This is a genomic window from Anditalea andensis, assembly GCF_000714815.1.
GTDB lineage: Bacteria > Bacteroidota > Bacteroidia > Cytophagales > Cyclobacteriaceae > Anditalea > Anditalea andensis.
The window spans coordinates 34,420-47,512 of record NZ_JMIH01000039.1; the positions used below are offsets into that span (position 1 = coordinate 34,420).

The following is a 13,093-nucleotide window of genomic DNA, read 5'->3' on the forward strand; positions in this document are numbered from 1 at the left end:
AGTTCATAATTCAGCGATTCTATGGAAAGGAAATGCAGGGTATATTCATAAAAGTGAGTATTTTTGTAAAAGGCAATACTTGTCAACTATGATTAAAGTAGGTGAACTGAAATACAAAGTACCTGAAATGATCAATCATCCCCAATAGGCCTTTTCAAAATTCAAGGGGAGATAACAGGAGATATTAAGTGAAATTACTAATACATTGATTATTTATTATTATTTCACAATGTACAACCCGTGTACAACTACATACCCATAAATATATTGATTATCAAATAGTTATCACTTACTGCATCGGGAAATAATCCTGTGCTATCCCATATCCTACATTTTACATTAATGAGATGTTGTATTATTAATAAATACAGTCATATATTTACTCATTAAAAGTATCCATCATTTTATTTATGTCAGAAAATATAAAGATTTTTATTAAACTATTATTGGGTAAAGATTTGAGAGGCAGAGAGTTTAAACAATTAATAGACTTAATTGCACCACTTAAAAATCAGAAAGTATTTGAATTACTCGTTAGAAAATTTGACCCCTCACTCAAATGGACATATGTGGATACAATGACGAGCAAACGATTTTTGGATCAGGGTAAAGGATTAGGCACTTTAAAACCATACAGGGTTCTAAAAGATAACAAAACTAAAGTCTTTGAGAAAATTTTTTTTAACACCTCCCATAATTTAAAAGCTGCCTTATTCTTCGATAAAAATAAAGGTTTACTCTTAAATAATTTAAATATCAGGAGTCCGAGATTAATCAGTACTTATAGTGGGGAAAATTTAACTGTATTATTATATGAATATTGGGATCTATATAAATTACCCATTGAGAGTGCATATGAGGTATTAAAAGCAAAAACCCTTGAACTTAGTCAAGGTATTCATGCAGATGAAGCATTCCTACAATTAAACCCGAGCATTAACTCCAGTATAGGTACTAAAATTTATAATCCTAGACCAGACTTGTTTATAGAGGAATTTAAAACGATAGAAAAACTGGCGCAATCTTTCCCAGTTTACTTTCAGCATTTAGACTTGGGTGAAGAAAATGTTTATCTAAATAATGTTATTATAGATTGGGACAATTCTGGATTTTATAATTTGGGCGTTGACTTTGGCAGGCTATTGCTCTCGAATTACATACTGAATAGCGAATCCTTCGTGGAAAAATATAAAGTTGAAATAGCTGATTATCATGAAAAGCTGAAATTGGATATACATTTTGACTCTTTTTATTTGGTAGTATTATTCTATTTTCTTTCCTTATTCTATGGGCATCACAAGACCGAACACGCTGTAGGTCAAATAAATGAAGTGGTAGAGGAGTTTAAAAATTCCGTAATGAAACTATCACTAAGTGAAAATATAGGTAAAGTTTAATGGATACATTTATCACCCTTCATCTTTTGGCTACTTAGGAAATAAAGTGGTGAATGAAATATGAATCAAAAATTGAAGTAACAGAAAAGTCGGCGGACGATCATTAGATGTTAAATCTCCTTCCCAAACCGATTTATCTGCCAAAGACATAACACAAATTAAAGTGACTTTAACCTTAATAAATCATATATCAGACATGCTGTTAAGTGCTATTTTTGAACCCAAAGGTTTTCATTTATAGGGATGCTAAAAAGTATAGATTTCTATATGGTTTAAATGTATTTACTAATTGCCTTTTCTTTTAGCTTGTTCAGGTTTAATTGTTTTATAGGCTCTAATACATTGATGCAAAATTCGGTATGGAAGGAGTGCTTTTCCAAAAAGTCAATCTGAAATTTGATCCAATCATTCATTTTTATGGATGTATCAAAATGTTTCATTTCTTTAAAAAGGCATTCACTTCTCATATCATAATCTGTAGTTCCCAAATATTCCAGGTCTGCATCAGCCAATATTTTCTCTAAATTTGATTGTGGTTGTTGGGGTATTTTTGTAGCCATGATGATCCCGCATATTGAATCTATCACATTGGTTTCATATCCTAATTCCTTTAGATCCCTTCTTGCCAATTCACAGCTGATCTGCTCATGTTCAAATCTTTGGACCATAAATCCGGTGTCATGATATAAGGCTGCTAATTTAAGCACTTCCAATTCAGCAGGCAGCACATCCTGTTGATGCGCAAAAACAATACTTTTATTTAGTACATGAAGCGTATGGGCTACATTATGATAGTACAGATAAGAAGGTAAATTTTCTTCCAATCTAGCTATACACCGGGGAAATATTGAATCAAAAGCTTCCATCTTATTCGTGACCTATTTTTCTTTTTATCACGCCCCCTTTTACTTCCTTTATGCTTTGAATATAGAAAAACGCATTAGCATCAATTTCATTGACAGCCTCTTTTATCCTATGTATTTCTAATCGGGTAACAATAGTCATGATGATATCACACTCATATTTAAGGTGGAAATTTTCCGGTAAATATCCCCTTTCCCCCTTATAGACAGATATAGCCTTCCCAAAATTATTCACTATTAAATCTTTAATAAGATCATGTTCTTTTGAAATAATAGTAAGGGCAGTATACTCCTCAAATCCATCCACCACATAATCAGACGTTTTCATAGCCGTGAAATATACTAAAATGGAATACATGGCTGTTTCAATACCAAATTTAAAAGCAGCTCCCAAAATGATAATAGTATTTAAAAATAAAATGATCTCTCCTGCGGTGAAACCCGATTTTTTTTTGGTATAATATCCTATAATTTCCAGTCCGTCTATTACTCCTCCTCCCCTGATTACAAAGCCAATTCCCATCCCTATAAAAAACCCGCCGAATACTGCTATCAAAACCTTATCGGTAGTAAATATGGGTATTTCAATGAAATACATCCCTGCAGCCAGTAATAAAATAGCAATCAATGCTTTAAGGCTGAATGTCTGTCCAATTTTACTGTAACCTATTATGAGGAAGGGTAAATTAAAAACTATCAACAGAACACTGATGTGGACATCGGCAAAACCTTTTACCAAAATAGAAATACCAGTAATGCCCCCATCTAGGAAATTATTGGGTACCATAAACCCCTGCAACCCTACCACGGCAAAAGAAACACCTATAATAGTAAAAATGATAGATTGAAGTGAAAAAACAGACTTCCAGTTAACTTTTTTTAATTGGCTCATTGGTATAATTTATATTCATTCCTCTGCTGAGATAATGATAGGTAAAATATTGTATAGACGGATTGAAATAGCATGGAATCGCTATTCTAACACCTCATAAGTTTTAACTGGCTCTTTTTTATTTTTTAATTTCAATACACTGGATGCTTTACAATGGAAAGACTCTTTTACTTTTTGATAATTGGTATCTGTAATCAGAATCTGGTTTTTGTCTGCAGATGCCTGTAACCTGGCTGCCACATTCACTACATCCCCTATCACTGTAAAATCAAACCTTTTTAAAGTAGTAGATCCTATATTGCCGGATACCATTTCTCCTGAATTTATACCGATGGAAACATGGGGTTTAAATGTGCTTTTTCCATTAAAATCCGGCAGGCCTGCCAAAGTTTTTCTGATAGAAAGGCAGCTATCAAGTGCCCGATCCAAATGATAATTACCTGTAAAAACTGCCATTATAGCATCTCCAATAAACTTATCTACAGTTCCACCTTCTTTTATAATTTCCTGTACCATGATATCAAAGTAACAGTTTAATAGCTCCACTACTTTATCAGGAGTTTCGTGTTCACTTATCGAAGTAAAACTGCAGATATCAATAAATGCTACAGTACCTTCCACATTTTCATTGAGAAACATAGCCTTCTCAATTTCCTGCCCTCCCATGAAATTTAGCACCGTTTCATCTACATACATCCTGAGTATATTATTTTCCTTAACTGCTTTAAGTGTCTCCCTTATCATCAGGACATGTTTTAAAGTCCTGTCAATGGTCAATTCTAAATCTGCAAAATTTACAGGTTTGGTAACAAAATCAAACGCTCCCCTATTCATGGCCAAGCGGATGTTATCCATATCGCCATACGCTGAAACAATGACCGACTTGAGCAGAGAATTCTGTTCGTTGAGTTTGGACAATAAGGTGAGGCCATCCATTTCTGGCATATTGATGTCACTAAGGACTATGTCCACATCCTTGTGTGTTTTCAGCTGTTCCAGAGCATGCCTGCCATTTATCGCAAAAACAAATTCATATTCACTTTGGCGGATCTTCTGTCTAAATTTTTGTTTGATTAGTATTTCCAAATCCTCCTCGTCATCTACCACTAGTATCTTCGCCATATTCATCAATTTCTTCTAATTCAGTAATATCCCAATCTCTCTTTTCAGTGTGTCAAAATCGATGGGTTTAGTGAAAAAGCCCGTCGCCCCTGAGTTCATAGCCTTATCATGGTTTTCTTTGTCCCCATAGGCAGATATCATACTGACTTTTAGTTTTGGAAACCTATCTTTTACTTTTGACAAAAGTTCCAAGCCACTCATGCCCGGCATATTGATATCAGAGAACATATACATCACACTCGGGGGATTGGTATCTCCAAGGATGGTCAATGCCTCCGCTCCTGAAAATGCAAAGACAAGCTCCAAACTACCCTTTTTAATTTCCTTTCTGAACTTTTGCCTGAAGAGCATCTCTACATCTCTCTCATCATCTACTATCAATACTTTCATAATTTAGTTGTGTTTTCGTAAGGCAGCGTTATGGTAAAAACAGTCCCCTGCTTATCCCCTTCCGAATGGGCTTCAGGGGCAAAGGGATTGAGCCCATGATCAGAAATTACTTCGAGGCCGCCACCATGAGCCTTTATAATATCATAGCTCAAAGAAAGCCCAAGGCCAGTACCTTCACCGGTAGGTTTGGTGGTAAAGAAAGGCTGGAAAATTTTGGATTTTATTGATTCTGGAATTCCGAGACCATTATCACCTATGGTGATTACTAAATATCCTTTGCCATTATCCGAATATAAAGCTGTAGATAAATTTACGGTAGGGGAATACCCATCAATACCTTCTTCTTTCGATTTTTTGGCCCTTTCATTTACTGCATAAAAAGCATTATTGATTAGGTTAAGAAAAACCCTGCCCATATCCTGTGGAACTACCTCAATTTGGGGAAGATGGGGATCTAAATGGATACGAAAAGTAGCATTAAATGATTTGTCTTTGGCTCGTAACCCATGATAGGATAACCGTAGGTATTCTTCCGCTAATGCATTGATATCTGTCAAAGATTTTTGCTCCGGATTATTTCTGCTGTGCATTAACATTCCTTTAACTATTGCATCTGCCCTTTTGCCGTGATGGGAGATCTTTTGCATGTTCAATTTTATATCTTCAACCAACGCTAAGACTTCATCCATATCTCCTTTTTGGATTTCATCACACATCTCATCCAGGAGCTCACTGCTTACCTCTGAGAAATTATTGACAAAATTAAGCGGATTTTGGATCTCATGGGCTATGCCTGCTGTGAGTTCACCCAGAGAGGCCATTTTTTCTGCATGGATCAGCTGTGCCTGAGTGGCATTTAGATCACTTAATGCTTTTTCAAGCTCTTCTTTCTGGGCTGTAAGCGCTGAGGTTCGTTCTGCTACCTGTTGTTCCAAGATGATTTTCATCTCCTCTGTTGCTTTGAATTCCTGTTCACGAGCCAGGGCTTTTATTTTTTCCTTCTCCAGCGTTTTGCGCTGTTTGTTATTTATGATCCAAATAGCGATCCCCCAAACGACTGCAAAAAAGATTATAGAAGTAAAATAATCATCCCATCTATTAAAAAAAGCAGGAAACAAATATTCTATCATCTCAAAAAGTAAAGATAATAGTAATAAGGGAAGCCAGGCATATACTAACTGTTTTCCTTTATGGAGTTCTTCATATCGGAGAATGACATAGATGACACCGCCTACTAAGAATAAAGATAGTACTTTGGATATTTCAGAGTTGAGTAAAGTGGATATGTCCAGTACGGCAATAGTAAGGGCTGAAAAAAAACCCCATTTTAGCGGTTTTTTCCATCTTTCTGGAACGTCGTAAGTTAGTGTAGAAACCCTAAGATAAGATATCAGTATGATGGCTACTATTATTTCTACATTCATCCTAATAAGTAATAGTAAAGTATAAGCAAAATTTCATTTTTATAACGATAAATTTGCAAGAATTAAATAGAATAAGCAACCCTACTTATAAAATTAAAATGTTTGTAAGTACTTTTTTATGAATTATAACCCATGTTATGCTGATTGAATCTTATAGCATTTTCACTCTTAACTTATGTGAAATTTACCAAATCTCACCCTTCTGATGAATTATATTTCACAAAATATTTATAAGTGATATCCGTAATACAATCCAGAAATATAAGAGGAACCCACCACTTCCAATATAATTTCTGATAAAATATATGGGCATCATCTTGTAGCTATCTGAAATATTTCTAAATTTACAGGTAGACTTTAGGGGTGCCGTAACGGCTGAGATCATACCCTCTGAACCTGATGCTGTTAATACTGACGAAGGGAAAAGCACAAAGGTACATATTATGTATCTTATCTCCCCTTCTATTTAGTTCACTTGTAAATGTGGGTAAATGGAAATCATACGCAATTATATTTCAAAAAGGATAACCAATCCTTCCTTCCTTACATCACGCTCCTTGGAGGCAATTCATTGCTGTGACTGGAAACAATCATGGGTTAAAAGATTTGTTTCAATCCAAGAAATAAACAGCATTAAGTTCTATATAGAGGTGTTCAGATCTTTTAGCCCATACTTAAACTGCTGATGTCTTCATTCTATTTTTAATAAATAAAATTTATGCCTTATGAAATCAGACAAAATCCCTGATCATGGATCTATCACCAGGGACCCATTCCCCAATTCAAAAAAAGTATATGTTCCTGGAAAAATTCATGATATCCATGTAGCCATGAGAGCTATATATCAGGAAGACACTGTACACCGCTTTACTGACAAAGCATCTGAGAAGAACCCAGCGGTCACTGTATACGATTCGAGTGGACCCTACACTGATCCGAGTTTTACCATAGATCTAAGAAAAGGTCTACCACGACTCAGAGAAAATTGGATTATGGGCAGAGGTGATGTCACCTTTTTGGACGAAGTAAGTTCTACATATGGTAAGTTGCGTGCAGCAAATGAGTCATTGAAACCATTAAGGTTTGGGCATATCAAAAAACCAATGAAGGCTACGTCAGGTAATAATGTGACGCAACTACACTATGCACGTAAAGGCATCATTACACCTGAAATGGAGTATATAGCTATTCGAGAAAATCAGCGTATAGAAGAAACCCAAGAGATGGTATCACCGCATCCGGGCAATAGTTTTGGGGCCAATACGCCCAAAGGCATTATTACACCCGAATTTGTAAGATCAGAAGTAGCAGCAGGTAGGGCTATTATTCCGGCCAATATTAACCATCCGGAAATTGAACCTATGATCATTGGTAGGAATTTTTTGGTAAAAATCAATGCAAATATTGGAAATTCAGCTGTTTCCTCCAGTATAGAAGAAGAAGTGGAAAAGGCAGTTTGGGCCTGCCGGTGGGGGGCTGATACGGTTATGGACCTATCTACCGGTAAAAACATCCATGAAACACGAGAATGGATCATAAGAAACTCACCTGTACCCATAGGGACTGTCCCCATCTACCAGGCATTGGAAAAGGTGAATGGTAAAGCCGAAGACCTATCTTGGGAAATATTCAAAGATACGCTGATCGAACAAGCGGAACAGGGTGTGGATTATTTCACGATTCATGCAGGAGTCTTACTTAGGTACATCCCATTGACAGCCAAAAGGATCACCGGTATAGTATCTAGAGGAGGGTCTATTATGGCTAAATGGTGTCTGGCACACCACAAAGAAAATTTTCTTTATACACATTTTGAAGAAATATGTGATATAATGAAAGCCTATGATGTATCTTTTTCCCTGGGAGACGGACTTAGGCCTGGGTCAATAGCCGATGCAAATGATGCAGCCCAGTTTGCAGAACTTGAGACGCTGGGTGAGCTTACTAAAATTGCATGGAAACATGATGTACAAGTGATGATAGAGGGTCCTGGTCATGTGCCGATGCATCTGATCAAAGAGAATATGGACAAACAATTAGCTGTATGTGATGAAGCCCCATTTTATACACTGGGACCATTGACTACGGATATAGCACCGGGATATGATCATATTACTTCCGGTATAGGAGCTGCTATGATCGGTTGGTTTGGCTGTGCAATGCTCTGCTATGTAACGCCTAAGGAACACCTTGGGCTACCAAATAAAAAAGATGTGAAAGACGGTGTCATCACCTACAAAATAGCTGCTCATGCAGCAGACCTTGCAAAAGGACACCCAGGGGCACAAAACAGGGATAATGCATTAAGTAAAGCCCGGTTTGAATTTAGGTGGCAAGACCAGTTTAATCTATCCCTCGATCCGGATACCGCTAGAGAATTTCATGATGAAACCTTGCCAGCAGAAGGAGCAAAAATAGCCCATTTCTGCTCTATGTGCGGCCCAAACTTCTGTTCTATGAAAATAACGCAGGATGTCCGTGATTTTGCAGAAAAAGAAGGAATAAAAGAAGAAGAAGCTTTGCAATTGGGTATGGAAAAGAAATCAAAAGAATTTTCAGATACTGGTAATCAGATATACTTATAGAACATCTATCGGGATATAAATAAAAAATAGCATAAATTTTACACATTATAAACTCTGGAGATTTTATAAATCCATATCAATGTAAAAGATTATTTATAATGTATGATACATTTTAAATTTTATCGAAGGGGAATAAATGGTCTCCAGAGTTTAATCAATAGTATAACAGAAAATTATATTAAATATTAATGCATAGTAATATTCATCTTCGATTAAATACACATCATTAAAAAAAAATGGAAGTTTTTTTTTTAATATTTATTTTACTTCTATAAGACTTTGTTCTAAATTTTTTAATCATTACGTTTCGAAATCTCTAAAATCATATATTTTTTGACCCTTAAGAATTGGCAAGATTACGAATTAATCATAATGACTATCATTTGGAAGTTGAGACGGTCAAAATGTACCCATTTAGCAACACCTAATTATAATTAAATTATTCTACAGCATCTATGAGTTAGATGCTAACATTAATAGAGAGCTTGCATTTTAGGTACATAGATTGCTTCGTTTTATATTCTAATCTAATGAATCTTATGAAGGATAAAATAAATAAAGATGAAAGTTTAAAATCCCCTCATATAAACAATATTCCTATAATCGAAGAAAAACTTCATCTAAATAAAAATAAAATCATAACAGGCAGTTATAAGTTCATTAAATCGGTAGCGGAAGAGGCAGTAAAGGAAAATCTTTCAGTTACTGAAGATAATATCACTATTCAGAGAAAAGAATTTAACGCCTATGTAGATACGGCCCCTCCCCCAGTACGGCAAGAAGGAGATTCTACTATCATATCAGTAATAAAAGAAGTATTGGTAATTGAGAAAAAAATGATGTTGGTGGAAGAGATTCATATCACCAAAGAAAAAAAAGAAACTTCAATATCTATAGAAGATACATTGAGAAAAGAATCCATAGAAATAAAACATTCAAATATTGAATAAGAAAAAAAATTCTTAAAATCTGTCTTAAAATATGCACTCACGGATCAGGGTTCATCCAATAAATCCAGATTCAAAAGCTAAATCATATAATAAAAGAGGTGTTTTATACTATATATATATATATAGATGCATAAGGGCTGATTAATTATTTATGAAATATAACTCCATTCATAATTAATAACCTAATCATCTGATACAATCACATACTATTTTCAACTTAAAAACAATAATTTAAATATCAATACTTAAAACCTTATCTATTAACTTATAACCTATAAAAATCAAATGGGAGAAATTAAAATTGAAAAAAAAAATTCATTTCCTTGGTGGATATGGATCGTAGTAGGACTTATAGTAGTGGCCATATTGTTCTTCTTATTAGGTGGAGACAATCAAAATACCGGGACCGACGATAGTAGAAACAGACAGATGGATCAAGAAGACACGGTGAGGCGTCAACCTACGTCGGAATTTATTCCAAATTCTGAAGGCTATATCTTAGGAAGAGTATCTGAAAGTAGATTGTTGATATCATAAAGATTAATAAGAATATCCATACAGGTATAATGACTAACTACCATTTTAAAAAAACAATCAATTAATGAACCCTTAAAAACTAAACCAAATGGCCTCAAATAGTAATGATAATAACAAATTAGTGGAACTGGGAGGGAGTAACTATAAAGTTGCAGATAACTATCCTAATATAATAAACTGGACAGTGAAGGATGATCTAGGCCGAAAATATGGAAATGTAAATGAACTTTTATTCCATCCTGCTTCTAAAAAAGTTAGGTATATGGTGCTCGATTTAGATGGCAACGAATTTGATTTTACCCCTAAAAAGGTATTAATACCTATCGGCAAAGCAACTCTCCATGAAAAAGATGATGATGTAATACTGCCTGAGCTTGTACCTAACCGTGTTGGCACTCTGCCTTCTTATGAAAAACACCAAGAAATAAACCCTTCAACCGAAAAGGAAATCCGCCAGCACCTTACATCACCCTCACCGACATCTACAAAAGAGCATCATGATGACTCATTTTATGAGCACGAAGATTTTGATGAAAATAGATTTTATAAAAATAGACAGGCGGGTACCATGTCAGCATCAATTCCCATCCTTGAAGAAAAACTTGATATCGAAAAAAAGGAAGAAGAAACTGGACGAACGTATATTTACAAAACTATTGTAGAAAATGATATTGAGGAAAAAATCTATTTAAAAGAGGAGCATGTCGAAGTAAACAGAAAACCTGTGGACAGAGCAGCTACAGACCAAGATCTCCAGACATTCGAGGAAGGTGAAATGGAAATAAAGGAAACTAAAGAAATACCTGTGGTGAATAAAGAAGCCCGGGTAGTAGAAGAAATAGAAATAAAGAAGACAACCTCAAATGATGAACATACCATTTATGACTCAATACGTAAAACAAAGATAGATATTGATGATCACAATCCAAATTCACCGACAAGTAATGAAAATTTAGGTGATATTGAAGACCCAAATAGAAAATGATAAGTAGCACTCAATAAATTCAATGCCTTACATTTTTCAAAAGAAAGCACTAAAAAGCCTGCTATTAAACTATATAGCAGGCTTTTTTAATGGGAAATATAAATCAAATCAGTTAAGGTCATCATGCTCTATAATCGAGGGCGGCATAATAGTTACGGTTTTATTATTTTTGATAAATTTGTCTATAAGGTCAGCTTCTTTAATCATAAAACCTGCCACTTCATGGCCCCTACCCCTATAAGAATGAAATTCCACGGGTACATTCAGTTCTTTAGCTTTATTAAAAATCGCATGAGATCCAAAAAACATAAGCCATCCGGGATCAGAAGTTTGACAAAAACGGTGCGGGGCCGTACCGTAAGGAACCAGGATATCTTCTGATCCATGAAATAATAATAAAGGAACCCAATCTATATCGTTTATCAATCTTAAATCCAATATGGCCCCAGCAAATGAAATAGCTCCCTTAAATTTAAAATTTTCTTTAAAGCCGTATGTATCCGAGGCTATATTAGAAAAAGGATTATACAATAATTGGAGAATGACTTCAGCACCTGCACTGCTACCTGATAAGTAAAAATTGTCCAAATCAATTTTATATTTTTTATGATGTTGAATCAGAAAAGTAGTAGCTTTTGCTGCATCCTCTACGCCTGCTCGTATGGCATTCAATTTATCCAAAGTGGGAATATCACAGCCAAATCCCCTCCCCTTCATCAAGAGTCTATATGACATAACAAATACCTGATAGCCCCTTTGCTGCATTTCTTCTGCAAACTGTCTTTCGCCATCAGGATTTCCTCCCTCAAAACCACCTCCATGGACAAATAAAATGGATGTACCTTTCCCTTTTGTAGGATAAATATCTATATAAAGCTCTTCATCATCGGTGACTGAATAAACAATCCTTTCACTAGTTTGGCAGTAAGCAGACCATGTCACTATAGAATACAGCACCACAGTATATATGAAAACATTATATGACATAAAAATGGTATAGAGTTAACTTAAAATTAGCCCTTTTCTTTCAATCCACATAGTAAGAATTATTTATTTTATTACAGGTAGAGATATATGGTGTAAATTATAACAAACAATTTTAATTGTTTGCTGTTAACCTATCCTTAAATCAAGTGATGTACCCTAAATAAATTGAACAGCTGATTTATCAATGCTCAGCCAAACGCTATTTTTAATGACAATTATTGACCCAAAAACTTTAGGTATCAATTCATTCTTTACATTTATTACACTTAAGTTGACATCACACATCCTATCATCTAATCAAAATTCAGGATTTATGGAAAAAAATGCAGATTTTAAAAACTATGTAGGTATATCGGGCTTGGCTTTCTTACCAAAGCAGCATTTACATAAAATCCTGCTGCAAAAGTCTATTCATATCATAGGTATGGGGGAAGACGGAATTAATGCTATGAAGTTTTTTGAAAAAAAAGGTATCGGTCATGTTTTCACTGCCATTAAAGATTTAAGCAATCATCTCCCTAATCAAAAAGAAAAAAATTCAATCTATGAAGCATACAATAGAAATGATCGTATAACCTTTAACATACCTACTTCTATAAAAATGACAATACATGAAACCAGCCAATTTTTACTATTAGCGAGATTACAAAACTTTACAGAAGTGCAGAATTTTATATCTCTGATCAATTTTTTGAATATAAACAATACCGATTTTAAGGTCATATATAGCATCCCCTTATTAAATGACAGCCTAGATATTGAAAAATTGATGGCAGACACACTGATTTATAACGAAAAAAATATTGCATATTTTAAATTTAAAATGCATCCGAAAGCTATGGAAACTATATTAGATAAACTCTTTTATGATGCCGTTCAAGAGAATCATCATACAATGATGATGGAAAAGTTCAATAAACTTACCCAGATGATAAAGTAATACATTATTAAACTAAAATCG

The 13,093-nt window shown here is 34.6% G+C and carries 12 protein-coding genes and 1 riboswitch; of the genes, 6 read left to right on the plus strand and 6 right to left on the minus strand.

Features of this window, described 5'->3' with window-relative positions; genetic code table 11:
- The first annotated feature begins 410 nt into the window (after positions 1-410).
- Positions 411-1,397: a hypothetical protein gene (locus EL17_RS21400; protein ID WP_035079378.1), complete on the plus strand. Its 987-nt coding sequence runs from the start codon at positions 411-413 to the stop codon at positions 1,395-1,397.
- A 272-nt stretch (positions 1,398-1,669) separates the two neighbouring features.
- Here EL17_RS21400 and EL17_RS21405 read toward each other — a convergent pair whose 3' ends face one another.
- From EL17_RS21405 to EL17_RS21425, 5 genes are all read right to left on the minus strand, one after another.
- A complete protein-coding gene (locus EL17_RS21405; protein WP_035079382.1) occupies positions 1,670-2,263 on the minus strand; it encodes an HD domain-containing protein in 594 nt (197 codons plus the stop codon).
- Position 2,264: 1 nt separating this feature from the next.
- Positions 2,265-3,152 (minus strand): YitT family protein, encoded by an 888-nt coding sequence (locus tag EL17_RS21410; RefSeq protein WP_035079385.1) that lies wholly within the window; start codon positions 3,150-3,152, stop codon positions 2,265-2,267.
- A gap of 81 nt (positions 3,153-3,233) precedes the next feature.
- Positions 3,234-4,274: an adenylate/guanylate cyclase domain-containing response regulator gene (locus EL17_RS21415; protein WP_035079587.1), complete on the minus strand. Its 1,041-nt coding sequence runs from the start codon at positions 4,272-4,274 to the stop codon at positions 3,234-3,236.
- 15 nt (positions 4,275-4,289) lie between these two features.
- Positions 4,290-4,664, minus strand: a complete 375-nt coding sequence (locus EL17_RS21420) for a response regulator (protein WP_035079387.1) — start codon at positions 4,662-4,664, stop codon at positions 4,290-4,292.
- Complete coding sequence (locus EL17_RS21425; protein WP_035079390.1) at positions 4,661-6,088, minus strand: sensor histidine kinase; 1,428 nt, start codon at positions 6,086-6,088, stop codon at positions 4,661-4,663. The genes EL17_RS21420 and EL17_RS21425 overlap by 4 nt, the downstream gene beginning before the upstream one ends.
- A gap of 349 nt (positions 6,089-6,437) precedes the next feature.
- Positions 6,438-6,528: riboswitch (TPP riboswitch) on the plus strand.
- Positions 6,529-6,813: 285 nt separating this feature from the next.
- Here EL17_RS21425 and thiC point away from each other — a divergent pair.
- The 4 genes from thiC (at position 6,814) to EL17_RS22910 (ending at position 11,145) form a co-directional block, all read left to right on the plus strand.
- On the plus strand, positions 6,814-8,673 hold the full coding sequence (thiC, locus tag EL17_RS21430) for a phosphomethylpyrimidine synthase ThiC (protein WP_035079393.1): 1,860 nt from the start codon (positions 6,814-6,816) through the stop codon (positions 8,671-8,673).
- A gap of 539 nt (positions 8,674-9,212) precedes the next feature.
- Positions 9,213-9,623 (plus strand): YsnF/AvaK domain-containing protein, encoded by a 411-nt coding sequence (locus EL17_RS21435; RefSeq protein ID WP_051720334.1) that lies wholly within the window; start codon positions 9,213-9,215, stop codon positions 9,621-9,623.
- Between the two features lie 285 nt (positions 9,624-9,908).
- Complete coding sequence (locus EL17_RS21440) at positions 9,909-10,160, plus strand: hypothetical protein (RefSeq protein WP_035079396.1); 252 nt, start codon at positions 9,909-9,911, stop codon at positions 10,158-10,160.
- 88 nt (positions 10,161-10,248) lie between these two features.
- Positions 10,249-11,145, plus strand: coding sequence for a DUF2382 domain-containing protein (locus EL17_RS22910; RefSeq protein ID WP_051720307.1), 897 nt, complete (start codon positions 10,249-10,251; stop codon positions 11,143-11,145).
- A 108-nt stretch (positions 11,146-11,253) separates the two neighbouring features.
- On the opposite strand, the gene EL17_RS21450 is transcribed toward EL17_RS22910, so the two are convergent.
- Positions 11,254-12,132, minus strand: a complete 879-nt coding sequence (locus tag EL17_RS21450; protein WP_051720308.1) for an alpha/beta hydrolase — start codon at positions 12,130-12,132, stop codon at positions 11,254-11,256.
- A 313-nt stretch (positions 12,133-12,445) separates the two neighbouring features.
- Here EL17_RS21450 and EL17_RS21455 point away from each other — a divergent pair, with 313 nt between their 5' ends.
- Entirely contained in the window at positions 12,446-13,072 is a 627-nt protein-coding gene (locus EL17_RS21455) for a hypothetical protein (RefSeq protein ID WP_164675211.1), read from the plus strand.
- The last annotated feature ends 21 nt before the right edge of the window (positions 13,073-13,093 follow it).